At 43.9% G+C, this 24,671-nt stretch carries 24 protein-coding genes and 2 riboswitches; of the genes, 21 read left to right on the top strand and 3 right to left on the bottom strand.

Annotated features, from left to right (window positions below; all coding sequences use genetic code 11):
* Positions 1-726, top strand: a 726-nt coding sequence (locus tag CVN76_RS20370) for a metal ABC transporter permease (RefSeq protein WP_100532822.1), incomplete at its 5' end; no start/stop codon positions are given.
* A 138-nt stretch (positions 727-864) separates the two neighbouring features.
* Positions 865-2,037, top strand: coding sequence for an FtsW/RodA/SpoVE family cell cycle protein (locus CVN76_RS20365; RefSeq protein ID WP_100532817.1), 1,173 nt, complete (start codon positions 865-867; stop codon positions 2,035-2,037).
* A gap of 642 nt (positions 2,038-2,679) precedes the next feature.
* Here the strand turns inward: CVN76_RS20365 and CVN76_RS20355 are convergent.
* Together CVN76_RS20355 and CVN76_RS20350 are read right to left on the bottom strand one after the other, a co-directional pair.
* Entirely contained in the window at positions 2,680-3,015 is a 336-nt protein-coding gene (locus CVN76_RS20355; RefSeq protein ID WP_100532815.1) for a spore coat protein, read from the bottom strand.
* Between the two features lie 12 nt (positions 3,016-3,027).
* Positions 3,028-3,306 (bottom strand): hypothetical protein, encoded by a 279-nt coding sequence (locus tag CVN76_RS20350; RefSeq protein ID WP_198512606.1) that lies wholly within the window; start codon positions 3,304-3,306, stop codon positions 3,028-3,030.
* 152 nt (positions 3,307-3,458) lie between these two features.
* Between CVN76_RS20350 and CVN76_RS20345 the strand changes: the two genes are divergently transcribed.
* A complete protein-coding gene (locus tag CVN76_RS20345; RefSeq protein WP_100532814.1) occupies positions 3,459-4,376 on the top strand; it encodes a proline dehydrogenase family protein in 918 nt (305 codons plus the stop codon).
* A 46-nt stretch (positions 4,377-4,422) separates the two neighbouring features.
* Here CVN76_RS20345 and CVN76_RS20340 read toward each other — a convergent pair whose 3' ends face one another.
* Positions 4,423-4,554, bottom strand: a complete 132-nt coding sequence (locus tag CVN76_RS20340) for a YuzL family protein (RefSeq protein ID WP_100532820.1) — start codon at positions 4,552-4,554, stop codon at positions 4,423-4,425.
* Between the two features lie 209 nt (positions 4,555-4,763).
* On the opposite strand from CVN76_RS20340, the gene CVN76_RS20335 reads away from it, so the two are divergent.
* The 18 genes from CVN76_RS20335 to CVN76_RS20245 form a co-directional block, all read left to right on the top strand.
* Positions 4,764-7,148, top strand: coding sequence for a 3-hydroxyacyl-CoA dehydrogenase/enoyl-CoA hydratase family protein (locus tag CVN76_RS20335; RefSeq protein WP_100532819.1), 2,385 nt, complete (start codon positions 4,764-4,766; stop codon positions 7,146-7,148).
* Between the two features lie 79 nt (positions 7,149-7,227).
* On the top strand, positions 7,228-8,406 hold the full coding sequence (locus tag CVN76_RS20330) for an acetyl-CoA C-acetyltransferase (protein ID WP_100532813.1): 1,179 nt from the start codon (positions 7,228-7,230) through the stop codon (positions 8,404-8,406).
* A gap of 72 nt (positions 8,407-8,478) precedes the next feature.
* Complete coding sequence (locus CVN76_RS20325) at positions 8,479-10,266, top strand: acyl-CoA dehydrogenase family protein (protein ID WP_100532812.1); 1,788 nt, start codon at positions 8,479-8,481, stop codon at positions 10,264-10,266.
* 127 nt (positions 10,267-10,393) lie between these two features.
* Positions 10,394-10,750, top strand: a complete 357-nt coding sequence (locus tag CVN76_RS20320; protein ID WP_100530604.1) for an arsenate reductase family protein — start codon at positions 10,394-10,396, stop codon at positions 10,748-10,750.
* A gap of 95 nt (positions 10,751-10,845) precedes the next feature.
* Entirely contained in the window at positions 10,846-11,229 is a 384-nt protein-coding gene (gene gcvH / locus CVN76_RS20315; protein WP_100532811.1) for a glycine cleavage system protein GcvH, read from the top strand.
* 92 nt (positions 11,230-11,321) lie between these two features.
* On the top strand, positions 11,322-11,672 hold the full coding sequence (locus CVN76_RS20310) for a toprim domain-containing protein (RefSeq protein WP_100532810.1): 351 nt from the start codon (positions 11,322-11,324) through the stop codon (positions 11,670-11,672).
* Between the two features lie 18 nt (positions 11,673-11,690).
* Positions 11,691-11,999 (top strand): thioredoxin family protein, encoded by a 309-nt coding sequence (locus CVN76_RS20305; RefSeq protein ID WP_100532809.1) that lies wholly within the window; start codon positions 11,691-11,693, stop codon positions 11,997-11,999.
* 165 nt (positions 12,000-12,164) lie between these two features.
* Positions 12,165-12,268, top strand: a riboswitch (SAM riboswitch).
* A gap of 111 nt (positions 12,269-12,379) precedes the next feature.
* Positions 12,380-13,690, top strand: coding sequence for an O-acetylhomoserine aminocarboxypropyltransferase/cysteine synthase family protein (locus tag CVN76_RS20300; RefSeq protein WP_198512605.1), 1,311 nt, complete (start codon positions 12,380-12,382; stop codon positions 13,688-13,690).
* A 117-nt stretch (positions 13,691-13,807) separates the two neighbouring features.
* A riboswitch (SAM riboswitch) is annotated at positions 13,808-13,922 on the top strand.
* A gap of 168 nt (positions 13,923-14,090) precedes the next feature.
* Entirely contained in the window at positions 14,091-15,125 is a 1,035-nt protein-coding gene (locus CVN76_RS20295) for a methionine ABC transporter ATP-binding protein (RefSeq protein WP_100532808.1), read from the top strand.
* Positions 15,118-15,786 carry a methionine ABC transporter permease gene (locus CVN76_RS20290; RefSeq protein ID WP_100532807.1) on the top strand — a complete coding sequence of 223 codons (669 nt, stop codon included), beginning with the start codon at positions 15,118-15,120 and terminating at the stop codon, positions 15,784-15,786. The genes CVN76_RS20295 and CVN76_RS20290 overlap by 8 nt, the downstream gene beginning before the upstream one ends.
* 15 nt (positions 15,787-15,801) lie before the next feature.
* Positions 15,802-16,629, top strand: coding sequence for a MetQ/NlpA family ABC transporter substrate-binding protein (locus tag CVN76_RS20285; protein ID WP_100532806.1), 828 nt, complete (start codon positions 15,802-15,804; stop codon positions 16,627-16,629).
* 946 nt (positions 16,630-17,575) lie between these two features.
* On the top strand, positions 17,576-18,361 hold the full coding sequence (gene sufC, locus CVN76_RS20275) for a Fe-S cluster assembly ATPase SufC (protein WP_034310141.1): 786 nt from the start codon (positions 17,576-17,578) through the stop codon (positions 18,359-18,361).
* 15 nt (positions 18,362-18,376) lie between these two features.
* Positions 18,377-19,678: a Fe-S cluster assembly protein SufD gene (gene sufD, locus CVN76_RS20270; protein ID WP_100532805.1), complete on the top strand. Its 1,302-nt coding sequence runs from the start codon at positions 18,377-18,379 to the stop codon at positions 19,676-19,678.
* Complete coding sequence (locus CVN76_RS20265) at positions 19,678-20,907, top strand: cysteine desulfurase (protein WP_100532804.1); 1,230 nt, start codon at positions 19,678-19,680, stop codon at positions 20,905-20,907. Before sufD ends, CVN76_RS20265 begins: the two co-directional genes overlap by 1 nt.
* Positions 20,897-21,325 (top strand): Fe-S cluster assembly sulfur transfer protein SufU, encoded by a 429-nt coding sequence (gene sufU, locus CVN76_RS20260; RefSeq protein WP_100532803.1) that lies wholly within the window; start codon positions 20,897-20,899, stop codon positions 21,323-21,325. The genes CVN76_RS20265 and sufU overlap by 11 nt, the downstream gene beginning before the upstream one ends.
* A gap of 55 nt (positions 21,326-21,380) precedes the next feature.
* Complete coding sequence (gene sufB, locus CVN76_RS20255; RefSeq protein WP_057912107.1) at positions 21,381-22,778, top strand: Fe-S cluster assembly protein SufB; 1,398 nt, start codon at positions 21,381-21,383, stop codon at positions 22,776-22,778.
* A gap of 413 nt (positions 22,779-23,191) precedes the next feature.
* Positions 23,192-24,040 carry a DUF72 domain-containing protein gene (locus tag CVN76_RS20250; RefSeq protein WP_100532802.1) on the top strand — a complete coding sequence of 283 codons (849 nt, stop codon included), beginning with the start codon at positions 23,192-23,194 and terminating at the stop codon, positions 24,038-24,040.
* A gap of 17 nt (positions 24,041-24,057) precedes the next feature.
* Positions 24,058-24,671 (top strand): sulfite exporter TauE/SafE family protein (locus tag CVN76_RS20245; protein ID WP_232732378.1); only part of this gene is annotated, 614 nt, incomplete at its 3' end.

Raw genomic sequence — 24,671 nt, 5'->3', positions numbered from 1 at the left:
ACCCGTGACTCCATTCCGATGCTGATCGGGGCAGCGGCGCTAGGTTTGCTTACAGTATTCTTGATCCAGCTTTTCCAATCTTCCGGCGTTCAATCCGACGCGGCAATCGGCATCGTCTTCACCTCACTCTTCGCCGCGGGAATCGTACTGGTGAGCTTGTATACGCAACAAATAGATTTTGACCTTGAGCACGTCCTGTACGGGGAAATCGCCTATACTCCGTGGAACACGATGACAATTGGCGGAATAGAGGCCGGGCCGAAAGCCGTTTGGATTGTGGGGAGCTGCTTTATCCTGAACCTCATCTTGATTTTCGTTTTCTTCAAACAGTTCAAGCTTGTATCCTTCGATCCGGCACTTGCCGCCGCCATGGGGATTCCGGTTCTGTTGTTTCATTATTTATTGATGAGCCTCATTTCGATGACTACCGTAGCTTCTTTTGATAGTGTAGGTTCGATTTTAGTGGTTGGAATGCTCATCATTCCCGCTGCGACGGCATATTTATTGTCAGAGCGTTTAAGCGGGATGATCAAAGTCAGTATCGTGATCGGCGTGTTAAGTTCTGTCATCGGTTACTACTCAGCTACCATTTTGGATGCCTCGATATCCGGATGTATGGTGGGTGCAGCCGCTTCCTTATTCGGGTTGGCCTTTCTCTTTTCCCCTGGCCATGGATTGGTGAGCAGATTATTGAAACGAAGGAAATCCAAGGGAATTCACGCTTAATTTTCCTGTATGAAAGGCTCCATGCGGATTGGCCCGTAAACTATTCTTCGATATAGTTGTGATTTTATTTGTTTAAAGTATAATGAATAAGTGTATTTGAAGATGTATTGCAGGAGCCTTTTTAAGGGAGAGTTAAGTATGGAAGAACAGAATAAATTTTCATCACGAATTGATTTTTCTTTGGTCACGATATTGCTGTTATTATGCGTTGGAAGCTGCTTAGCGATCTACAGTGCCCAAACGACTGGACAGTACGCGGAAAACTTTTTAATTAAACAAATTTTTTGGTATATAGTAGGAATTGGAATCGTTTTGGGTTTTATCACGCTTGATTCAGATCAGTTAAAAAAGATATCCTGGTATGCCTACGGCTTCGGATTGTTTTTGCTGTTTTTGCTGATCCTTATGCCAACCACCATCGTACCTAATATAAATGGTGCAAGAAGCTGGTTCGTCATTCCAGGAATCGGCTCGATTCAGCCCTCGGAATTCATGAAGGTTTTCCTGATTTTAGCCTTGGCAAATGTCATCTCGAACCATCATCTAAAAAACACGCTGAAAACCATTCAAACGGACTTTTGGCTGCTCATCAAGATTGGCATTGTCACCGGTGCCCCGCTCATGTTAATCATGCAACAGCCGGATTTGGGCACTGGACTTGTCATCCTGTCCATCATGATCGGCATGATTTTCATATCAGGGATATCCTGGAAAATCCTACTGCCAATCATTTCAGGCGGGATCGTCGTCGCTTCGACAATCCTCTACTTTGTCCTTTGGAAACCGGAGATCCTGGAAAAATACCTAGGGGTAAAAACCTATCAGTTTGGCCGGATCTATTCCTGGCTCGACCCATACAACTATGCGAGCGCGGAAGGGTATCACTTAACCAAGTCCTTATTGGCCATCGGCTCAGGCCAGACAACTGGAAAAGGCATCGGCTCAAGGGAAGTGTATCTACCCGAGAGTCATTCGGATTTCATTTTCAGTATCATCGGTGAAGAATTTGGCTTCATCGGCTCAAGTATCATAATCTCCTTGTTCTTCCTATTGATATATCACATCACCAAGACGGGGATGGATACGAAAAATAACTTCTATACATATATCTGTGTTGGAGTCATAAGCATGCTGACGTTCCATGTCTTTCAAAATATCGGCATGACGGTCGGTCTTTTACCGATTACCGGCATCCCGCTTCCATTCATCAGCTATGGAGGAAGCTCGCTAATGGGTAATATGATGGCCATGGGCTTGATATTCAGCATCCGGTATCACTATAAGAAGTACATGTTCTCAACCGACATTTAAAGAAAAAACGGACCATCTTGATGCACCCCTTTATAAGGGGTGTTTTTTTTGAGCAGAAGAAAAACTTCGCAAAAAGTTTTTGGGGCGTATCTGGGTTAGTGTGGGTGTTGCCTATATTTTAGAGCGTCTTCTTCTGGACGAAAAATGAAGGGAAACCTGGCGAAGATGGGGAGTTTATTCGCGAGTTTGGCGGTTTTACTCGCAAATTCAGAGTTTTCCGAAAAAATGAGGCGTTTTCTCAAGAAAATCAAGAGATCTGGACGAAAAATGGAGGGAAACCTGGCGAAGATGGGGAGTTTATTCGCGAGTTTGGCGGTTTTACTCGCGAATTTGGAGTGTTTATTCGCGAATTTAGTGGTTTTATTCGCGAAATCGAGGAGTTTACTCGCGAATTCAGAGTTTACCGAAAAAATGAGGCGTTTTCTCAAGAAAATCAAGGGTTCTGGCCGAAATATGGAGGGAAACCTGGCGAAGATGGCGCGCTTACTCTAGGGTTTGACGGTTTTACCCGCGAAAATGGGGAGTTTACTCGCAAATTCAGAGTTAACCGATAAAATGAGGCGTTTTCCTCGCGCATTATCGGGGGCCGGCTTTGTTTGCAGAAAGGCAAAAGGAGCTGAAAGCCAGCTCCTCCAGTGATCATTATTGAATGTTCGAGCCGTATGGGAATTGGCTTTTGTATCCTGAAAATTGCTGATAGGATTGGCTTAAGCTGTCAGGCTGCGCTTTTTCTAAGCCGTACCAGCCTTTTTCGAACATGATGTTATAGAGTTCCCTTTGCATTTCTTGGTTTTCTTTCGAAATGGAGAAAATGTCTTGGAATAAAATTTGGTTGCTCATTTCATGCAAGGAAACAGATAAGGAGTTACAGAAGTATTTCTCGGTAGTGAGCATATCATTTATAAAGTCCCGGTCGTTCATTTGCGGGGTTTTTGCCACGGGAGTTTCTGGGTTTTGGACTTTGTTTTGATTGGGCATCAAGAACCCTCCTTATTGGAATTGTTGTTGACTTTGAGTTTGGTTTGGGTCCAAATGGTTCAAAATCGTATCGTAATGACGCTGATGCATGAGTCCACAGCGATTTAATGCGTCGATGATTTGAGGATCTTTGCATTGTGTGGCAAAGAAATGAGCTTTTTTGATCGCATTGAGATTCCATGAAAGCATATCGCTCAGGTATAAGCTGTCTTTTACCGATACCATTTCCGGCGGCTGCTTCATATAGCCTGTGGACTGCTGTTGGCTGTTAAAAGAATTTTGCTGTTCCATTCATCCTGCCTCCTTTGAGTGTTCATTAAACGCCTTTAATTTTCCCCGGGTGAAACTTTTTATTCTTGCTTCTGAATATTTGGAAATTGAATTAAATGGTAAAATGATCTTGTGCATCTATTTTCCGAAAAATCATTTGGAGGGGAATGCAGATGGAGCGAATGATGAAGAGACTTTTCTTGTTTTTGTCCAAAAATAAAAGCATGACGAGGGCAGCCAAGAAATATGGGCTGCGGTTCGGGGCATCTCGTTTCGTTGCTGGGGAGTCATTGGAATTGGCCTTGGCTGTCATTGCCGATTTAAACCGGAAGGGGCTTGCTGTAACCATCGATTATTTAGGGGAATTCATCGAGGACGAACAAGAGGCAAGGCAGATGGCAGATCAGTGTATTGAAGCCATTCGCATGATCGGCAGAGAGAAGTTGGATTCACAGCTTTCTTTGAAGTTGACATCGATGGGCTTGGATGTGTCCGAACGAGTGGTCATGGATAATATGAGGAGGATTTTGGAAGAAGCCAAGGACAATCATGTTTTCGTCACTTTAGATATGGAAGATTTTCCGCGCTGTCAGCCGACTTTGGATGTATTCAAAAGCTTAAAGGCTGAATATAATGAATTAGGGACTGTCATACAGGCTTATTTATATCGGACGGAAAAGGATATTGCCGAGCTGAATGCCTATCATCCGAATCTAAGGCTTGTTAAGGGAGCTTATAAAGAATCTAAGGAAGTGGCGTTTGCCGAGAAAAAAGCTGTCGATGAAAATTTCAAGAAAATCATCAAGCAGCATGTATTGAATGGAAATTACACAGCGGTTGCCACACATGACGATAAGATCATTGATTATACGAAGGAACTGGTGAAGGCTCACGGAATCGCGAGTGATTCATTTGAATTTCAAATGTTGTATGGCATCCGTAATGAAAAGCAGCTTGAGCTCGTCGAAGAAGGATACAAGGTCAGGGTTTATGTTCCATATGGAACGGATTGGTATGGATATTTCATGCGCCGTCTTGCGGAGAGACCGGCCAATGTTGTTTTCGTTTTAAAGGGGTTATTCAGGAGATAGCAATTGGGAGCCGCCCCGGATGTGGGTCGGCTCCCGTGAAGGGCGTTTATTTTTTGAACTGATTGTTCTGGCTGTTCACTTTGTTGATCCCATGCTGACGTTCGCCGCCAGGGCCGGCATTGCCTTTGACGCTTGCTGCACTAACAGCCGCTTTGGAAGGATTATTTTTACGTTTCATTTTATAGGTCACCTCCTGCTCGTTATTTTCTACTGAATAGTGAAGAAATAACCAAAGGAAGATGGATAAAAAAATATTTTTTTCCTGTTTAATCATTGCGGAATTTCCAAATATATTCTATATTAGTAATAAGAAAAAATATTCAAAATTTTTTTGGATTAAAAATGAATGAGCATTCATTCAATACATTGCGTAAGGGGGATATGAACTTGGTTCGACAAATACGAAAGGCTGCTGTTCTAGGGTCAGGAGTTATGGGATCAGGGATTGCTGCACACCTTGCTAACATCGGCATTCCGACTTTATTATTGGATATTGTACCTCGTGAACTTACAGAGGATGAAAAGAAAAAGGGACTAACATTAGAACATAAACAAGTACGTAACCGCATCAGTCAAACTGCGATTACTAAGCTTTTAAAACAAAAGCCGGCACCGCTATCGGCAAAGGGAAATCTTGCGTTGATCGAGGCGGGAAACCTGGTAGATGATATTAGCCGTTTAAAGGATGTCGATTGGGTCATCGAAGTGGTCGTCGAGAAGCTGGAAGTGAAGAAAAGTGTCTTTGCCCAAGTTGATGAGCATCGTAAGCCTGGAAGCATCATTTCGTCGAATACATCCGGAATTTCAATCGAGGCGATGAAAGAAGGCCGTTCAGAGGATTTCCAAAAACATTTCCTTGGAACACACTTCTTCAATCCGCCGCGCTACCTAAAATTGCTGGAAATCATACCTACTAAGGCAACTTCACCAGAAGTGCTTGAATATATGAAACAATTTGGCGAGGATGTACTCGGAAAAGGGGTCGTCGAAGCCAAGGATACACCAAACTTCATCGCAAACCGGATTGGCACCTACGGCTTGTTGGTCACTCTCCGGGAAATGCAAAAAGGCGGCTACAGTGTTGGTGAAGTCGATTCCGTAACCGGCCCGCTGATCGGAAGGGCCACTAGCGCGACTTTCCGTACACTCGATGTAGTTGGCTTGGATACTTTCGCCCATGTTGCGAAAAACGTTTATGACCAAGTGGACGGGGAAGAAAAAGAAGTTTTCAGCATTCCTGCTTTCATGAAAGAAATGCTAGAGAAGGGGTGGCTTGGAAGCAAGTCAGGCCAAGGCTTCTTCTTGAAAAAGGGCAAGGAGATCCTGGAATTGAATCCCGAGACTCTTGAGTATGAAGCACGAAAGAAACTAAAAACGCCTTCCATTGAAATGGCTAAACAGGCCAAGGGCTTGGCAAACAAAATGAAAGCGCTTGTTTATAGTGATGACCGAGCCGGACAATTGCTATGGAACGTGCTGAATCCGGTGCTTGTGTACTCTGCCCAGCTGCTTGGCGACATCGCCGATGATATCGTGGCAATCGATCAAGCGATGAAATGGGGCTTCGGATGGTCCACGGGTCCTTTTGAAACTTGGGATGCCATCGGTGTAGAGAAATCCGTGGCAAGGATGGAATCCGAGGGCGTCACGGTCCCACAATGGGTGAAGGAAATGCTCGCCAAAGGAATCACTTCATTCTATAAAGAGGAAAATGGCATCAAACATTACTATGATAATGGTGAATATAAAGAGCTTGTCGAAAACCCTAAAGTGATCAATCTTAAAGCGATCAAAAAGCAAAAGGGCGTCATCAAGAAAAACAGCGGTGCAAGCTTGATCGATATAGGCGATGGAGTGGCTCTGCTGGAATTCACATCTCCGAATAATGCAATCGGTCTCGACATCATGCAAATGATCAATGCGGCAGTCGATGAAGCGGAAGCGAATTACAAAGGCTTGGTAATCGGAAATCAAGGCAAAAACTTCTGTGTAGGCGCCAATATTGCGATGATGCTGATGGAAGCGCAGGATGACAATATTTTTGAACTGGATATGGTCATCAGCCAATTCCAAAAGGCCATGCTGAAAATTAAGTACAGTGCCGTTCCTGTAGTGGTGGCTCCGTTCAATATGACTCTTGGCGGCGGTGCCGAAGTATCGCTTCCTGCTGCACGCATCCAGGCTACGACAGAAACATATATGGGCCTTGTCGAAGCTGGTGTCGGGTTGATCCCAGGCGGTGGCGGAACGAAGGAGCTTTACGTGAAAACGTTGAAGAATATGCCAAAGGGCGTTGACTTTGACTTGCAGAAAGTCGCCAACCAAGTTTTTGAAACGGTCGCGATGGCAAAAGTTTCGACATCAGCCGAGGAGGCACGCGGGAACAATTTCCTCAATTCCACTGATGGAATCAGCGTGAATGCGGACCATCAGCTGTATGATGCGAAGCAGGCAGTACTTTCCATGCATGAACAAGGGTATACCGCTCCAGTCCGGACGAAGATTCCTGTCGTGGGCGAAACGGGATATGCCGCACTTCTATTGGGGGCGGAATCGATGCGCCTTTCCGGATTCTTATCCGAACATGATCTTGTGATAGCGAAAGAGCTTGCATACGTCCTCTCCGGGGGCAAACTTCCATATGGTACGGAAGTGGATGAACAGTATATCTTGAACCTTGAGAAACAAGCGTTCCTGAAACTGATATCGACTCCGAAATCCCAAGCAAGGATGCAGCACATGCTCGTTAAAGGGAAACCACTTCGCAACTGATGTATGGCTGGAATAGATGGTGAAAACAAAAAAGAAGCTTAATGGATTGATAGCTTAAAAATGAGTTAGGGGGATCCTCATGAAAGAAGCGGTAATAGTTGCTGGAGCAAGGACTCCGGTAGGAAGAGCGAAGAAAGGTTCTCTTGCTAATGTTCGTCCAGATGACCTAGGAGCATTGGTTGTAAAGGAAACGTTAAAACGTGCAGGGAATTATGAAGGGAACATTGATGATCTGATTATCGGCTGTGCGATGCCCGAGGCGGAGCAAGGACTGAACATGGCGCGCAACATCGGCGCGTTGGCAGGATTGCCTTACACAGTACCGGCCATAACCATCAATCGTTATTGCTCAAGCGGGCTTCAAAGCATTGCGTATGGAGCGGAGAGAATCATGCTCGGGCAAAGCGATACGGTCATTGCCGGCGGTGCAGAGTCGATGAGCCTTGTACCGATGATGGGACATGTGACACGTCCGAATGCGCAGCTTGCGGAAACAGCCCCTGAATATTATATGGGGATGGGCCACACGGCTGAGGCTGTTGCAAAAAAATATGGCATCTCCCGTGACGATCAAGATGCCTTTGCAGTAAGAAGCCACCAAAGGGCGGCCAAGGCCATTGCCGAAGGGAAATTTAACGACGAAATCGTACCGGTTGATGTAACCCTTCGCTCGGTTGGGCCAGATCTTAAATTGAAGGAAAAGTCATTCACATTTGCACAAGATGAAGGCGTGCGTGCAGGAACGACGACGGACGTATTAAAAAAACTGAGACCAGCATTCTCCGTTACCGGATCGGTCACGGCAGGGAATTCATCGCAAACGAGTGATGGAGCTGCGGCGGTCATGGTCATGGATGGGGAAAAGGCATCTTCATTGGGAATGAAGCCGATTGGAAAGTTCCGTTCCTTTGCAGTGGCAGGGGTTCCACCAGAGATTATGGGGATCGGTCCGATCGCTGCCATTCCGAAAGCTTTGAAACTAGCGGGTCTTGAACTATCCGATATTGGTTTGTTTGAATTGAATGAAGCCTTCGCTTCTCAATCGATCCAGATCATTCGTGAGCTCGGATTGAATGAAGAGATTGTCAATGTGAATGGGGGAGCGATTGCCTTAGGACATCCGCTTGGCTGTTCGGGAGCCAAATTGACATTGAGCCTTTTACATGAAATGAAGCGCAGAAACCAGCAATTCGGAGTCGTGACAATGTGTATCGGCGGCGGTATGGGTGCTGCTGGAGTCTTTGAATTATTAGCATAATTCCATCCTCCAGGAAGCCTTCAGCTGCTTCCGGAGGATTTAATGATCATTATTCATTTAGGAGGAAATAATATGTCCAATCAAACAACAGAAAACCTCATTAAAGGTGGAGCATTTTTAGTAGAAGATATTACGTATGATCAAGTATTTACACCGGAAGATTATACAGATGAACATAAAATGATCGCCAAAACTACTGAAGATTTCGTTTTGAATGAAATTTTGCCGCAAGTTGAACATATAGAAAACCACGAATTTGACCGTTCGGTAAAATTACTGAAAGATGCAGGTGAAATTGGTTTATTGGGTGCTGATGTTCCTGAGGAATATAGCGGGTTGGGACTTGATAAAATCAGTTCTGCGTTAATAACGGAAAAAATGGCTCTTTCAGGCGGCTTTGGCATTACGCATGGTGCACATGTAGGGATCGGTTCATTGCCAATCGTATTATTCGGCAATGAAGAACAAAAGAAAAAATATCTCCCTTTATTGGCAACTGGTGAAAAAATTGCCGCATATGCTTTAACGGAGCCAAGCTCGGGATCTGATGCTCTAGGAGCGAAAACGACAGCGAAATTGAATGCCGAAGGCACACACTATATTTTAAATGGAGAAAAACAATGGATCACTAATGCAGGCTTTGCGGATGTCTTCGTTGTATACGCCAAAATCGATGGCGAACAATTCTCGGCCTTCATTGTCGAGCGTGAATATAAGGGTGTATCCACTGGTGCGGAAGAGAAGAAAATGGGCATCAAAAGCTCTTCTACCCGTACTTTAATCCTTGAAGATGTTCAGGTGCCCGTCGAAAATCTTTTGGGTGTAGCCGGTAAAGGACACGTCATCGCTTTCAATATCTTGAATATCGGCCGTTATAAATTAGGTGTGGGTGCTGTCGGCGGATCTAAACGCGCTCTTGAAATTACAGCTGCTTATACGAATCAACGCCAACAGTTCAAAACGAAAATTTCCGATTTTAATTTGACTAAGGAGAAGCTTGCAACGATGGCTGCAAAAATTTATGCAGCGGAAAGCTCGGTATACCGTACTGTCGGTCTTTACGAACAAAGGCAAAGCAAGCTGACGGACGAACAAGTGAAAGATGGCAAATCAATGGCGGCTGCGGTTGCAGAATATGCGATCGAGTGTTCATTGAATAAATTCTTCGCTTCCGAAGTATTGGATTACGTAACGGACGAAGGCGTTCAGCTACATGGCGGTTATGGTTTCATGCAGGAATACGAAATTGAAAAAGCGTATCGTGATTCCCGCATTAACCGGATCTTTGAAGGTACGAATGAAATCAATCGCCTGCTTGTTCCGGGGACGTTCCTGAAGAAGGCTCTTAAAGGGGAATTGCCGCTTCTTCAAAAGGCTCAAGGACTGCAGGAAGAATTAATGATGATGATGCCGGAAGAGCCTGGCGACGAGCCTTTGGCACAAGAAAAAATGCTTGTTAGAAACGCCAAGAAAATTGGTATTTTGGCAGCTGGCCTCGCTGCACAGAAGTTCGGCAAAAATCTTGATCAAGAGCAAGAAATCCTTTCCAACATTGCGGACATAGTATCGCTTGCGTATGCTGCGGAATCGGTCGTATTACGTACGGAAAAAGCGATTGCGGCCACTGGTTTGGAGAAGAACAAACAAAAGGTGCTTTACACTGAAATTTTCGTTCAAGAAGCATTCAACGAACTTGAACAGCATGCAAAGGAAACCTTGATTGCCGTAGAAACGGGTGATACTTTACGCATCATGCTTTCTTCGCTTCGCAAGTTGACAAGACATACCCCAATCAATGTCATTGCGAAAAAACGTGAAGCCTCCGTCAAAGTAATCGAAACGGAAAAATACGCGCTATAAGCAATGAAATGGTTCAATGAAGGGAATGTCCGCAATGGGCATTCCCTTTATTTCCTTTGTTCGAATCCGGTGCATTTCGTTGTATTGCTTGGTGAAAACGGGTATTCTATTGATAGGTGGTGAAACGATGGGCTTAATATTATACTGGTACCCAAAATGCGGCACATGCCGCAATGCGAAGAAGTGGTTGGATCATCATGAACTGCAATATGAAGCGATCCATATAGCGGAAAATCCGCCTTCCCGAACCGAAATTGAACAATTGTATAAATCGAGCGGGTTGGAGTTGAAGAAGTTTTTCAATACTAGCGGACAAAAATATCGCGAGCTGGGCTTGAAGGATAAGGTTAAGGAAGCTACCGAAGCCGAAATGCTTGATATATTGGCGACTGATGGGATGCTTCTGAAAAGGCCGATTGTTACGGATGGTACGAAAGTGACAGTAGGTTTCAAAGAAGAGCAATTCGAACAGGTATGGAACTAAAATTATACAAAAATTTGGTTAATTCCTTACTTAAATAATATTTCTACCTTATAATGTAATAGAAAAATAAGCTATACATATGGAGGGAATTAATAATGACAACAACACCAAAAGAACTTCGTTACACTAAAGAACATGAATGGGTCAAAACGGAAGATGGAACTGTGCGTATCGGGATAACGGCTTTTGCCCAATCAGAGCTAGGGGACATCGTTTTCGTCGAGCTTCCTGAAATTGGAGACGAGCTTAAAGCCAACGAGCCATTTGGAAGCGTTGAATCGGTAAAGACCGTTTCTGAGCTTTATGCTCCGATCAGCGGCAAGGTTGTCGAAGTGAACGATGAGTTAAGTGACAACCCTGAATATGTGAATGAATCTCCTTTTGAAAAAGCATGGATGATCGTCGTAGAACCAACGAACAGCAGTGATGTTGAAGGACTTATGAGCGCGGAAGAATATGAAAGCTTGATCAACGGGTAAAACGAAGGAGAGGGGCCCCTGAACAGGGTCTGCTCTCTTTTTCCTTTTGTACTTGGCGGTTGTCCACATAATTCGTGAAATGGAGTGATGACATGGAATGCGGCGATTTCGATAAGGTGATCATTGTAGAGGGCAGTTCCGACAGAAAAAAGGTTGCCTCCGTTTTAAATGAAGATGTGGAAATAAGATGTACGAATGGAACCATTTCAATCACTAAACTGGATGAATTGGTGGAGGAATTGATGGACCGGGATGTGTATCTCCTTTTTGACGCAGATGAATCAGGAGAAAAACTGCGCAAGCAATTTCGAAGGGAAATGCCGGAAGCGAACCACCTTTACATTAATAAAATGTACAAAGAAGTGGAAAGCTCACCGGAACATCATATTGCAACTGTACTTCTGGCTGCCAACATGAATGTTAAAATGAAATTTTTAAGTTAAAGGGTGAACGACTTAGTGATGCAGGAATGGAATGAGGAAAAATGCCGGGTTGCTATTGAAAACGGGGAAACCTTTTGTCTATATTTATACACGCCTTTATGTGGCACGTGTCAGGTGGCGTCGAAAATGCTGACGATATCACTGCAATTATTCCCGGAAATGATAGCAGGCAAAATGAATATGAACTATGTCCAAGGGATGGCCGAAACATATGAAATCGAAAGTGTGCCATGTTTATTGCTGTTCAAGGAAGGACAACTGTATAAAAAGATATATGCCTTTCAATCCGTTCCGTATCTGTATGGATTGCTTAAGGAAATCAGCTGAGAAACCCAAACGGAAACCGGATTGGGTTCTTGGCTTTATAGCAAACAGGTAGAGTGGCAGAATAAAAAAACAAAGAATATTCTTACAATTGATTGACTGGATAATGGTAAAATGCTATATTTTGAATGTGGAAAGCTGTTGCATGTAAAGGTCAAAATTTAATAGTTCTTATCAAGAGTGGCGGAGGGACTGGCCCGACGAAGCCCGGCAACCGGTATACATATATACGGTGCTAATTCCAGCAGAGTGTTGACTCTGGAAGATGAGGTGTGTATGAAAGCCTCTTCTTGTGGAAGCGGTTTTTTTGTTTGAGTGAAGAACCGTTCCCAAGGCCGCTTATATTTTTTCAATGAAATCCATATAGGAAGAGGAGAAGGCGTATGTCAGATAAAAAATTGCGTTTCGAAACATTGAGTGTTCATGGTGGCCTGCAAGCAGATGGGACTGGAGCACGTGCCGTACCCATTTACCAAAGCAATGCATACTTGTTCAAAGATACCGATCATGCAGCCAATTTATTTGGTCTAAAGGAAACGGGATATATATATACACGTCTCCATAATCCAACTGTCAGCGTTTTTGAGGAGAGAATGGCATTATTGGAAGGCGGAATCGGCGGATTGGCCACAGCAAGCGGAATGGCTGCCATTTCACTGTCAATCCTCAATATTGCCGGTGCAGGGGATGAAATCGTTTCGGCCTCTACCTTGTATGGGGGAACATATAACCTTTTCGAAAACACCCTTCCTAAATACGGAATTAAAGTGAAATTCGTTTCTCCTGATGATCCTGAGAATTTTAAAAGGGCAATTACGCCAAGAACAAAGGCCATATTCGCAGAAACGATTGGAAATCCAAGTTTGCGGGTCCTCGATATTGAAGCGGTGGCAAAGATCGCACACGAAGCCCACATCCCATTGATCATCGATAACACCTTCGCTACTCCGTATCTTTGCAGACCGATCGATTTTGGAGCGGATATCGTCATCCATTCCGCAACGAAGTGGCTTTTGGGTAATGGAACGACTTTAGGCGGTGTCATCGTGGATGGAGGCAATTTCAACTGGAACTCGCCGAACTTCCCCGGTTTCACGGAGCCTGACCCAAGCTACGACGGCTTGGTTTATGCCGATGCAGTGGGCCCTGCGGCCTTCATTACAAAAGCCCGGGTGCAATTGCTCCGCGATTTAGGACCTGCGTTAAGTGCCCAAAGTGCTTTCCAGTTTACGCTTGGTCTTGAAACGCTGCATGTAAGGATGAAAGAGCATCTTGCAAACACCAAGACCATCATACAATACTTGAAAAACCACCCTGCTGTGAAATGGGTATCATATCCAGCCAATGAGGACCATCCAGATAAGCCGCTTGCGGATAAATATCTGCCTAAGGGTGCGGGAGCCGTGGTGACCTTTGGGATTCAAGGAGACCGTGAAGCAGGGGCAAGGCTCATCAATTCGGTGGAGTTGTGGTCCCATGTGGCAAATGTGGGAGATGCGAAGAGTTTAATCATCCACCCCGCCAGCACCACCCATCAACAGCTGAACGATGCGGGATTGGCGAAATCTGGAGTGAGCGCCGATCAAGTCCGTCTATCCATCGGAATAGAAAATGTAGATGACTTAATAGAAGATTTAGAGCAGGCAATACAAAAAGCGACGGATATCGTTTCGGTGACATCCCAATCGATTTAAGAAAGTAGTCCTAAACTTTTTTTGTTAGAAATAATATACATTGCACTCCTTTTTTATCTGTGATAGAATTTCTCCATACTAATGAACGTAATGGTGTACAAATATTCTATATATTAGCTCTTATCAAGAGAGGTGGAGGGATGTGCCCGATGAAGCCCGGCAACCGACAAGGAGGTTTTTCCTTGGAAAGGTGCCAATTCACACAAAGTGTAAACACTTTGGAAGATGAGGGAAAGGCCAGCTTTTTTACCTGCCTTTCTGCTCATGCAGAAAGGTTTTTTTATTTTTAAAATTTAGGAAACCATAAGCATGTGCACGCTTGGTAAAAGATTAAAAGCTGGATAATGTAGATAAATCAACTAAGTTCATAGGTTTTATTGGATAAAAGAGGTGAGCATGAATGATTACATTGACCAACGTCAGTAAGCTGTTTCGAACAGGAAAAGGAAACGGCGGGACGATCAAGGCTGTAAATAACGTGAACGTTGACATAAATAAAGGCGAGATTTTCGGCATCATTGGATACAGTGGGGCAGGGAAAAGTACGCTGATAAGAATGCTCAATGGCTTGGAGACACCGAGCGAGGGGACGGTTGTCGTAGCAGATAAGGAAATTTCCAAAATTAAAGGGGCTAACCTTCGTAAGGCCCGCCAGGAAATCAGCATGATATTCCAGCATTTCAATTTATTATGGTCCAGAACCGTTCAGGAAAACATTTCCTTCCCGTTGGAAATTGCAGGGGTTTCAAAATCTGAACGGATGAAACGAGTCAATGAATTGATCAAACTGGTCGGACTTGAAGGCAGGGAAAAGGCGTATCCCTCGCAGCTAAGCGGCGGACAAAAGCAAAGGGTCGGAATCGCAAGGGCCCTTGCCAATGATCCGAAAGTTCTATTGTGTGATGAAGCGACTTCCGCTCTGGACCCACAGACCACGGATTCCATACTCGAATTGCTCGTTGATATCAATCAGCGACTTGGGTTAACGATTGTCTTGATCACACATGAAATGCATGTGATCCGGAAAATCTGTCATCGTGTGGCCGTGATGGAAAACGGGCAGGTCGTTGAACAAGGTCCAGTCCTCGATGTGTTCAGGAATCCTCAGGAACAGATGACGAAGCGATTCGTGCAGCAGGTGACGGAGCCAGAAGAAACGAAGGAAACGATGGACCATTTGTTCGAACGCTATCCTGCAGGTAAAGTGATTCAATTGACTTTCGTCGGTGACCATGCGGAAAGCCCTTTGATAACCAAGCTCGTACGCAACTTCGAGTTGGATGTCAACATCGTTCAAGGTAAGATATCCCAAACAAGAAGCGGCTCATATGGAACGTTGTTCATTCACCTTGATGGTACAGAGGATGAAATGCTCCGCGCAATCGAATTCGTTAAAGCACAGCAGGTAGGCGTGGAGGTGATCACTCATGCTTGAAGAATTATTGCCGAATATGGATTGGGAAAAAATGATTGAGGCAACAAAAGAAACATTGTATATGACAAGCATCTCTGTAGTGGCGACTTTCTTTATCGGGATACTATTGGGCTTGGTCCTGTTTCTGACAGGTAAAGGAAATATGTGGCAAAATCGGACCGCGAACGGGATCATCAGTGCTCTCGTTAATATATTCCGATCGATTCCATTCATTATCTTGATCGTACTGCTCATTCCATTCACCAAAGCGCTAGTCGGTTCCATGATCGGCGTGAATGCGGCGCTGCCAGCACTCATTATCGGAGCAGCCCCGTTTTATGCACGTATGGTGGAAATCGGTCTTCGTGAAATCGATAAAGGCGTAATCGAAGCCGCTAAATCGATGGGGGCCAAAACGAGCACGATCATTTGGAAGGTCCTTCTTCCAGAGTCGATGCCCGCCCTCGTTTCAGGGATCACGGTAACATCGATCGCATTAGTCGGCTATACCGCAATGGCAGGGGTCATCGGTGCCGGCGGGCTTGGGAATCTGGCCTATTTGGAAGGTTACCAAAGAAGTCAAAATGACGTTACGCTCGTAGCGACAATCGTTATTCTAATTATCGTCTTCATAATTCAGATTATTGGAGATGTGATTACATCCAAATTGGACAAAAGATAAAGGGAGATGAATAAGATGAAGAAGTTTTTAGGATTTGCGTTAATTTTAGTATTATCGATCGCTTTGGCAGCTTGCGGAAGCGACAAGGACAAAAAAAGCGGCAGCGATACCGAGAAATTGGTCGTAGGGGCATCCAATGTTCCGCATGCCGAAATCCTTGAAAAAGCGAAGCCAATTCTTAAAGAAAAAGGCATCGACTTGGAAATCAAAACATTCCAAGACTACGTTTTACCGAATAAGGCGCTGAATGATAAGGAATTGGATGCAAACTATTTCCAACACTTGCCTTTCTTGGAGTCGGCAATTAAAGAAAATGGATATGATTTCGTCAATGCGGGCGCCATTCATATCGAGCCGATCGGCTTATATTCAAAAAAATATAAAAGCATCGATAAGCTTCCTAAAGGAGCAACGATCATCTTAAGCAGTTCCGTCGCTGACCATGGCCGTGCTTTATCTCTATTAGAAAAAAATGGCCTCATCAAGTTGAAAGAAGGCATCGATAAAACGACAGCTACAACGAAAGACATCATTGAAAATAAGAATAACCTTAAATTCGATGCTGAATACGAAGCGGCATTACTTCCGAAAATCTATGAAAGCGGCGAAGGTGATGCTGTGTTGATCAACTCCAACTATGCAATCGATGCCGGCTTGAATCCATTGAAAGATTCGATTGCGATTGAAGATTCCGAATCACCATATGTGAATGTCATTGCTGTTAACAAAGGCGATGAAAATAAAAAAGCGATCAAGACGTTAGTGGAAGTATTGCATTCCAAAGAAATTAAAGATTTCATCCTTAAAGAATACAAAGGTGCAGTTGTACCGGCGGATAAATAATTCTACAAAAAGGTTCCGGAATGATTTCATTCCGGAACCTTTTTTGATTATGCGAAGTTTTACTCGGGAATTTAGACTTTGCATCGAATTTGAGGCCGTTTCTCGTCAGTTTCGTGCTTTTACTCGTGAATTTAGCCGTTTTATTCGTGAATTAGGACCATTTATTCGTGAATTTGGTTTATGCATCGAATTTGATGTACAACTCCTCCAAAACTATTTACTTTTCATGTTTAATGATGAAAGTGAAGGGTAAAGGAATAATGAAGGCAATAAATTGATTCACAAATTTGAAAGGATGGTTCACTATCAATACTCTAGATTTGAATGTAACAAGCGAAATGGAAAAGGCGATGCAGTCTTCACATGGGATTGGATACAGTGAGTACAGTAGAAACTTAGACCTCCGTATCGAGGTTGAGAAAGAACGAGATAGGGAACATGAAAAGTGCAACAAAATGGTCCTGGACCTACAACGTAAAATTCACGGCTAAGCATATAAAAAGAACTCTTTAAAAGATCGGTCTGTAGAGGTAAAATGGTAAGTGGTCCAGAAAATAAGGGTATCCTTATTTGGTAACTTACATAATGCCTGACAGGCCGATTTTTTTTCTTTTTCGAAGTGGAACGATCATGCCTTACAATCGTAACCTTCCGTTCATATATTAGTAAGGACGAAGATTTCCCGAATAATAAGATAATTTTAACAAAGGATAAAATAAGTCTTATTTTGCTGGAAATGGGCTATAACTGTTAGTATCCTGTCAATAGGACAGGTTTTCACCATGCAAGAAGTGGAAACCCTCTCTATATTAGTTGATTCCAAATTGGATTTGTTATAAAATTGGAATGAGAATAAAGTGAGAATGTTTTTTACGATAATTATAGTTGAGAAAGTTAACCTTACTTTCTGGTAATAAAATAGGAATTAGTTCACGGAGGTATTATTATGTCAGCTTCTACATTAACGGTTAAAGATCTTCACGTATCAATTGAGGGCAAAGAGATTTTAAAAGGGGTAAACCTTGAAGTTAAGGGCGGGGAAATCCATGCAATCATGGGACCTAACGGAACTGGTAAATCCACTTTATCATCAGCAATCATGGGTCATCCAAAATATGAAGTAACAAGCGGAAGCATCACATTTGATGGTGAAGATGTTTTGGAAATGGAAGTCGACGAGCGTGCTCGTGTCGGACTATTCCTTGCTATGCAATATCCAAGTGAAATCAGCGGGGTTACCAATGCTGACTTCTTACGTTCTTCCATCAACGCTCGCCGTGAAGAAGGCGACGAAATTTCATTGATGAAATTCATCCGTCAAATGGATCAAAAAATGGAATTCCTTGAAATGGATGAAGATATGGCCCAACGTTATTTAAACGAAGGATTCTCCGGCGGAGAGAAAAAACGCAATGAAATTCTTCAATTAATGATGATTCAGCCTAAAATCGCCATTTTGGATGAGATTGACTCAGGGCTTGATATCGATGCACTTAAAGTCGTTTCAAAAGGGATCAACGAAATGCGCGGAGAAGACTTTGGCTGCTTGATCATCACTCATTACCAACGTCTATTAAATTACATCACTCCTGATTTTGTCCATGTCATGATGCAAGGACGCGTCGTGAAATCAGGTGGTCCAGAGCTAGCTGCCCGCTTGGAAGCGGAAGGTTATGATTGGATCAAACAAGAATTGGGCATTGAAGACGAAACTGTTGGCGAAGAAGCGTAAGTAGGAGGATTTGCAATGACTACAGAAACGAAATTACCGTTTGAACAAGAGGATATCAGCTCTTATTCAGCTAAAAATAATGAGCCAGCCTGGCTTTCGGAGCTTCGGATTCAAGCTTTTTCGGAATTGGAAAAGCTGCCGATGCCAAAGCCGGATAAAACGAAAATCGACAAATGGAACTTTACTTCCTTCAAGACTCATGCGGTTCAAAGTGAAGCTTTTGCTTCATTGGAAGAGCTTCCGGAAGAAATCAAGTCCATCATTGAAGAAAATGGAAACTTATACATTCAACGCAACAACACGCCGGCACATATCAACCTAACTGCCAGCGTGAAGGAACAAGGCGTCATTTTCACGGATATTTTCACGGCGGCTCGTGATCATTCTGACCTCGTGAAAAAATATTTCATGAAGGACGGCGTCAAAGTAGATGAGCATCGTCTAACGGCACTGCATGCTGCATTAGTCAATGGGGGAGCATTCCTTTATGTTCCGAAAAATGTGGAAATCAAGGAACCGATCCAATCGGTATTCCTGCTGGATGATCCAGATGCTACACTTTTCAACCATGTATTGATCGTAGCGGAAGATAATAGCTCGGTAACATATGTAGAGAACTATTTCTCGACTGTTGAATCTAATGAAGGAATCGCCAATATCGTAACCGAAGTATTTGCCAATGCAAATGCGAAGGTTGAATACGGAGCGGTCGATACGTTATCAAAAGGCTTTACGACCTATGTTAACCGCCGTGGTGTGGCAGCACGTGATGCTCATATCGAATTTGCCCTTGGTCTCATGAATGACGGTAATACGATTTCGGATAATATAACGTACCTGATGGGCGATGGCTCACATGGGGATACTAAATCCGTTGTAGTCGGCCGCGGGGAGCAAAAGCAAAACTTCACGACTGCCATCATCCATTATGGCAAGCGTTCCGAGGGACATATCCTTAAGCATGGTGTTGTGAAGGACAGTGCCTCCACGATTTTCAATGGAATCGGGAAAATAGAGTATGGTGCTACTAAAGCCAATGCCGAACAAGAATCACGTGTGCTTATGCTGAGTGATAAAGCACGTGGGGATGCCAATCCGATCCTATTGATTGATGAGGATGACGTAACGGCTGGTCACGCCGCTTCTGTCGGCCGTGTCGATCCGCTTCAACTGTATTATCTAATGAGCCGTGGGATTACGAAGAAAGAAGCCGAACGGCTTGTCATTCACGGATTCTTGGCCCCTGTTGTCAACCAGCTTCCAATTGAGGGAGTTAAAAAGCAATTAGTCGCGGTCATTGAAAGGAAAGTACAGTAATGAACCCATACGAAATTCGTAAGCTTTTTCCAATATTAGATCAAGAAGTCAACGGTCAGCCATTAGTTTATTTGGATAGTGCTGCAACCTCTCAAAAACCGGCTGCAGTGATTGAAGCGATTGAGCAATATTACCGCGGCTACAACTCGAATGTTCACCGCGGAGTGCATACACTAGGAACAAAAGCTACGGATGCGTATGAAGGTGCACGTGAAAAGGTGCGGAAATTCATTAACGCTTCTTCTACTGAAGAAATCATCTTCACGCGAGGTACGACGACTTCTTTAAATACGGTAGCAAGAAGTTACGGTGGAGCCAATGTAAGGGAGGGTGACGAAATCGTCATCTCTTACATGGAGCATCATAGTAATATCATCCCGTGGCAGCAGCTTGCAAAAGAAAAAGGTGCCGTACTGAAGTATCTTCCGCTTCAAGAGGATGGTACGATTTCCCTTGATGATGCAAGGGCCACCATTACCGATGCAACGAAAATCGTTTCCATCATGCAGGTTTCGAATGTACTTGGCGTTATCAACCCTGTGAAGGAAATCGCGAAAATTGCCCATGAACACGGTGCAATCATGGTTGTCGACGGGGCACAAAGCACACCTCACTTAAAAGTGGATGTCCGCGATTTGGATTGTGATTTCTTCGCCTTCTCAGGCCATAAAATGGTCGGACCGACGGGTATCGGCGTATTATATGGTAAAAAAGAACTTCTTGAAAAAATGGAGCCGGTCGAATTCGGCGGAGAGATGATCGATTTTGTAGGGCTTCATGAGTCCACATGGAAAGAACTCCCGTGGAAATTCGAAGGCGGTACTCCTATCATTGCCGGTGCCATCGGTCTTGGTGCTGCCATTGATTTCTTGGAAGAAATCGGCTTGGATCATATAGAACGTCATGAACACAAACTGGCGGCATATGCGATCGAGAAAATGTCTGCAGTTGAAGGCTTGACCATTTACGGTCCAAAAGATGGGGAAAAGCGTGCAGGGGTAGTTACCTTTAATATTAATGACGTACATCCACATGATGTCGCTACCGTTCTAGATGCAGATGGAATTGCTGTCCGTGCCGGTCATCACTGCGCACAGCCACTAATGAAATGGCTTGACGTGTCATCGACAGCAAGAGCAAGTTTCTATCTCTATAACACGGAAGAAGATATTGATAAGCTTGTGTCCGGGCTTGTTAAAACGAAGGAGTATTTCAGCAATGTCTTTTGATAACCTAGATACACTTTACCGTCAGGTCATTATGGATCATTATAAGAAACCACGTAATAAGGGCATGCTAGAGGATGGCAGCATGACGATCGATATGAATAATCCAACTTGCGGCGATCGGATTCGTTTAACGATGAAGATTGAAGATGGCATAGTTCGCGATGTTAAATTCGATGGCGATGGTTGCTCGATATCGATGAGTTCGGCTTCAATGATGACTCAAGCGATTAAGGGCAAAGACGTTGATGCGGCTCTAGCGATGTCCGAGACTTTTTCTTTGATGATCCAAGGAAAAGAATATGACGATGAAATGGACCTTGGGGATATTGAAGCCCTACAAGGTGTTTCCAAATTCCCTGCCCGAATCAAGTGTGCGACCCTAGCTTGGAAAGCCATGGAAAAGGGATTGAAGGAATAATTAACTGAAAATGAGCTGTTGTAATTCAGCCATTTGAAATGGAGGAATACGAGCTATGGCAAAGAAAATGCCTGATATCGGCGATTATAAATATGGCTTTGCGGACAAAGATGTTTCCATCTTCCGTTCAAAGCGCGGTCTGACGAAAGAAATCGTGGAAGAAATCTCACGAATGAAAGATGAACCGCAATGGATGCTTGATTTCCGTTTGAAATCATTGGAGCATTTTTACAATATGCCAATGCCACAATGGGGCGGCGACATGCAAAGCTTGAATTTTGATGAAATCACATACTATGTGAAGCCATCAGAGAAATCAGAGAAATCTTGGGATGAAGTTCCTGACGAAATCAAACAGACTTTCGATAAATTGGGAATTCCTGAAGCTGAGCAAAAATATCTTGCTGGCGTATCCGCTCAATATGAATCAGAAGTGGTTTACCACAGCATGAAAGTGGAATTGGAAGATATGGGTATCGTATTTAAAGATACGGACTCGGCCCTTCGTGAAAACGAAGATATCTTCCGTGAGCATTTCGGTAAAACGATTCCGCCTACTGATAACAAGTTTTCGGCTTTGAATTCAGCAGTATGGTCAGGTGGATCTTTCATCTATGTACCAAAAGGCGTTAAAGTGGATACTCCGCTTCAAGCTTATTTCCGAATCAACTCTGAAAACATGGGTCAATTCGAACGTACGCTAATCATTGTTGATGAAGGCGCATCCGTTCACTATGTAGAAGGTTGTACAGCACCTGTCTATACGACGAACTCCCTTCATAGTGCGGTCGTTGAAATCGTCATTAAGAAAGATGCTTACTGCCGTTACACGACGATTCAAAACTGGGCAAACAACGTGTTTAACTTGGTTACGAAACGTGCGGTTTGTGATGCTAACGCTACAATGGAATGGATTGATGGTAACATCGGTTCCAAATTGACAATGAAATATCCTGCAGTCATCTTAAAAGGTGAAGGCGCCCGCGGTATGACATTATCGATCGCTATTGCCGGCAAAGGTCAACACCAAGATGCAGGAGCAAAAATGATTCACCTTGCACCAAATACATCTTCAACAATTGTATCAAAATCAATTTCTAAACAAGGCGGAAAAGTAACCTACCGTGGGATCGTTCACTTCGGACGTAAAGCGGATGGAGCTCGTTCCAACATTGAGTGTGATACATTAATCATGGATAATCAGTCTACATCTGATACAATCCCTTATAATGAAATTCTGAACGATAACATTTCTCTTGAACATGAAGCGAAGGTATCCAAAGTATCGGAAGAGCAATTGTTCTACCTGATGAGCCGCGGAATCTCTGAGCAAGAAGCAACGGAAATGATCGTAATGGGCTTCATCGAGCCATTTACAAAAGAACTTCCAATGGAATATGCGGTTGAAATGAACCGTCTGATCAAGTTCGAAATGGAAGGCTCCATCGGATAAATTAAATACAAGGATCTTGAAGCGTGCGTTCTTGTGCCGATTCAGATTATCTCTAAGTGAAGGAGACGGACTTAATAGTTCGTCTCCTTTTTAATTGTTATGATTTTTGATGGAATGGTGCAATCTGGACCTTGATTCATAAAACTTGATGCGATCTGAAAAGAGTATTATCATTAGACTAAAAAAAGATTGTCAGCTTCAATCGATCAAGTTCGAAATGGAAGGCTCCAACGGAGAATGATCGGCCTGTAAGGCGATAGAGCATATCCATTCATACGAAAGCCTGCCGGGGAGACTGGCAGGTTCTTTCTTTTTTAAGTGGGATGAGGTTGGCGTTACACCAAGATTAAATGCGCCTTCTCAGGGTAAAAATATAGTAAGCGAAGCCTGTGTAAAGGGGAGGGAAGGTACAGATGATTTATGTGGGTGTGACTGGCTGGGGCGATCATGATCGTTTGTATGATGGCGGAGTGTCCCAGCGTGATAAACTGAAGGAGTATGGGGCCCATTTTCCTGTCGTGGAGGTGGATGCATCGTTTTATGCGGTTCAGCCAAAGCGGAACAGTGAAAAGTGGGTAGCCGAGACGCCTGCCTCCTTTCAATTTGTCGTTAAAGCTTATCAGGGGATGACAGGACATCAGCGCGGGGAAATTCCATTTGAAAGTAAAAAGGATATGTTCAAAGCCTTTCGTGATTCCCTAGAGGCTTATGATACGGCAGGTAAGCTCGCGATGGTCCTGTTTCAATTTCCACCATGGTTTGACTGTAAGCGGGAGAATGTCGATTATTTAAGGTGGTGCAAGCTTGAGATGGGCGACACGCCAGTGGCTATAGAGTTCCGGAATCAAAGCTGGTACAGACCCGGCATGATCCAGCAAACCTTGGAATTCCTCGAAAAGGAAGGCTGGATTCATACGATATGTGATGAACCGCAGGCTGGGGAGGGCTCGGTTCCTATCGTCCTCCAGGCCACGGATCGAGATAAAACCTTGATACGCTTCCATGGCCGAAACCTGCATGGCTGGCAGAAGAAGCATGCGGGGGACAATTGGCGGGAGGTCAGGTATTTATACCGTTATAATCATCGTGAATTGACTGAATGGGTGGCGAATATCAGGAAGTTGGAGGATCAGTGCAAGGATTTATATGTCCTTTTCAATAATAATTCAGGCGGAGACGCCGCGGATAATGCCAAGCAATTGATCGAGCTGCTTGACATTGAATATGAGGGGCTTGCTCCTAAGCAGCTTGGTTTGTTTTAAGCGGCGATATATAATTAATGAAGATGATGATAGACAAGCTAGCTAAAGAGCGCTTGACTGACAACAAGGTAAAGGCGGATTTGTACATGGTTTGGTTGATATTGGTAAGTATTGGTTTGATAGCGGGAACAATCGGCTCTCTTGTCGGTCTGGGAGGCGGCATCATCATTGTGCCTTCCCTTTTGTATTTTGGTACATCGACTCATATGATCGATGAATTGACACCACAAGTGGCGGTAGGCGTTTCTACCGTGATCATGATTTTCACCGGTTTATCCTCCACTTTAGCGTATGTAAAGCATAAGGTGGTCGATTATAAGGCAGGCTTGATTTTCTTCATTGGCAGCGCCCCCGGCGGCATAATTGGGGCTTATGTAAATAAAAGCCTGAATATCGAAGCCTTCTCCTTATATTTTGGAATGTTCATGGTATTCATGGCCATTGTTTTATTGGTGAAGGACCGCTTGAAGCCGATGATTTTCAAGCCCGGAAAAGGAAAAATCGTTAAAACGCATAAAATGGAAAGTGGACAGGCGTTTACATATGGATACCATCCGTTGGCAGCGGTATTGATTTCATTTGTCGTTGGATTCAGCTCAGGATTATTTGGAATAGGCGGGGGTGCCTTGAT

The sequence above is a fragment of the Bacillus sp. mrc49 genome (assembly GCF_002803435.1).
The sequence above is the reverse complement of the archived record's forward strand: the minus strand, read 5'-3'. Positions and strand labels throughout refer to the sequence as shown.

Bases quoted from the DNA above. Each gene is read 5' to 3' on its own strand.
- CVN76_RS20365 (WP_100532817.1), top strand. From the start codon at position 865: ATGGAAGAACAGAATAAATTTTCATCACGAATTGATTTTTCTTTGGTC.
- CVN76_RS20355 (WP_100532815.1), bottom strand. From the start codon at position 3,015: ATGCCCAATCAAAACAAAGTCCAAAACCCAGAAACTCCCGTGGCAAAA.
- CVN76_RS20350 (WP_198512606.1), bottom strand. From the start codon at position 3,306: ATGGAACAGCAAAATTCTTTTAACAGCCAACAGCAGTCCACAGGCTAT.
- CVN76_RS20345 (WP_100532814.1), top strand. From the start codon at position 3,459: ATGGAGCGAATGATGAAGAGACTTTTCTTGTTTTTGTCCAAAAATAAA.
- CVN76_RS20340 (WP_100532820.1), bottom strand. From the start codon at position 4,554: ATGAAACGTAAAAATAATCCTTCCAAAGCGGCTGTTAGTGCAGCAAGC.
- CVN76_RS20330 (WP_100532813.1), top strand. From the start codon at position 7,228: ATGAAAGAAGCGGTAATAGTTGCTGGAGCAAGGACTCCGGTAGGAAGA.
- CVN76_RS20325 (WP_100532812.1), top strand. From the start codon at position 8,479: ATGTCCAATCAAACAACAGAAAACCTCATTAAAGGTGGAGCATTTTTA.
- CVN76_RS20320 (WP_100530604.1), top strand. From the start codon at position 10,394: ATGGGCTTAATATTATACTGGTACCCAAAATGCGGCACATGCCGCAAT.
- gcvH (WP_100532811.1), top strand. From the start codon at position 10,846: ATGACAACAACACCAAAAGAACTTCGTTACACTAAAGAACATGAATGG.
- CVN76_RS20310 (WP_100532810.1), top strand. From the start codon at position 11,322: ATGGAATGCGGCGATTTCGATAAGGTGATCATTGTAGAGGGCAGTTCC.
- CVN76_RS20305 (WP_100532809.1), top strand. From the start codon at position 11,691: ATGCAGGAATGGAATGAGGAAAAATGCCGGGTTGCTATTGAAAACGGG.
- CVN76_RS20300 (WP_198512605.1), top strand. From the start codon at position 12,380: ATGTCAGATAAAAAATTGCGTTTCGAAACATTGAGTGTTCATGGTGGC.
- CVN76_RS20295 (WP_100532808.1), top strand. From the start codon at position 14,091: ATGATTACATTGACCAACGTCAGTAAGCTGTTTCGAACAGGAAAAGGA.
- CVN76_RS20290 (WP_100532807.1), top strand. From the start codon at position 15,118: ATGCTTGAAGAATTATTGCCGAATATGGATTGGGAAAAAATGATTGAG.
- CVN76_RS20285 (WP_100532806.1), top strand. From the start codon at position 15,802: ATGAAGAAGTTTTTAGGATTTGCGTTAATTTTAGTATTATCGATCGCT.
- sufC (WP_034310141.1), top strand. From the start codon at position 17,576: ATGTCAGCTTCTACATTAACGGTTAAAGATCTTCACGTATCAATTGAG.
- sufD (WP_100532805.1), top strand. From the start codon at position 18,377: ATGACTACAGAAACGAAATTACCGTTTGAACAAGAGGATATCAGCTCT.
- CVN76_RS20265 (WP_100532804.1), top strand. From the start codon at position 19,678: ATGAACCCATACGAAATTCGTAAGCTTTTTCCAATATTAGATCAAGAA.
- sufU (WP_100532803.1), top strand. From the start codon at position 20,897: ATGTCTTTTGATAACCTAGATACACTTTACCGTCAGGTCATTATGGAT.
- sufB (WP_057912107.1), top strand. From the start codon at position 21,381: ATGGCAAAGAAAATGCCTGATATCGGCGATTATAAATATGGCTTTGCG.
- CVN76_RS20250 (WP_100532802.1), top strand. From the start codon at position 23,192: ATGATTTATGTGGGTGTGACTGGCTGGGGCGATCATGATCGTTTGTAT.